2 protein-coding genes are annotated in these 867 nt (G+C 47.1%); both read right to left on the bottom strand.

From position 1 onward, the window contains the following. Positions 1–545 (bottom strand): plasmid recombination protein (locus RF637_RS13825; protein ID WP_368845128.1); only part of this gene is annotated, 545 nt, incomplete at its 3' end. Positions 546–677: 132 nt separating this feature from the next. After that, positions 678–867, bottom strand: a 190-nt coding sequence (locus RF637_RS13820; RefSeq protein WP_368845127.1) for a hypothetical protein, incomplete at its 5' end; no start/stop codon positions are given.

Here is an 867-nt window from a genome sequence, read left to right as displayed (position 1 = left end):
TGTTCTTTCGCACATTCGGTCTTGTACTGCATAGCCGATAAGTGTTTGCGATCAGAAGAAACACCACGTTCCATGCCCAGTGCTTCAGATGCTATGGTTTGGAGTTCTGCCATGTCATCACGCGATAAACGCACACTCTTCCCGTTCGGCTGCGTCCAATCGAAAACTACATGGGCGTGAAGGTTAGGTGTCCATTGCTTTGCGTTCATGTATCCTTCGTCCTTGTGTATATGGATTTGAAACGCTTCAATACCGAAACGTTCCTTGCAGACCGCAGCGAATTGCTGGAGTTCCTGCATGGTGGTTTCTTGCTTGATTACTATTACCCCCTCCCGTATGGGTGCTGCTTTAGTCTGCATCTTCTGCCCAACCGTATCGAAATATCTCTGTTTCGCACTCTCCAGCCGATGGGAGATGCTATCTCCAACCCAGCTTTCATTCAAATGACTAAGTTCCGGACGAACATAGTCCAACTCTTTTTCCCTAAAGTTGTGAATCTCGCTCCCCGGCTTCACTGCTTGTACATGAATACTTGTTGCTCCCATAAGTTAACATTTTTGTGACAATCGATAACAGCCGGTGACAGCCGGCTGACAGGGGGTTAAGGGGGCTTGTCCCCTTACACACGTACCCTTTAGGGTGCTAGTGTGCTATCACCATACTGCATAGGTGCGAAGTTAGTGAATGTTTTGTAAATGCACAAATAAAGGGGAAAACATTTGGATTTGCGACAATAAAGTACTACCTTTGTTGCTGACCAAACGGTAGCTGACCGATACGGGAGAGTTACCAAAATACAAGCCGCTGGAGTTAATTGACGGACATCCGACATCCCCAGCGGCTTTATTTTTGCCTATCTGCTTCGTC

It is taken from the genome of Kocuria sp. CPCC 204721, assembly GCF_040980945.1.
Taxonomy (GTDB): Bacteria; Actinomycetota; Actinomycetes; order Actinomycetales; family Micrococcaceae; genus Kocuria; species Kocuria marina.
Note: the sequence above shows the minus strand (reverse complement) of the source record. Positions and strands in the feature narration are given on the sequence as shown.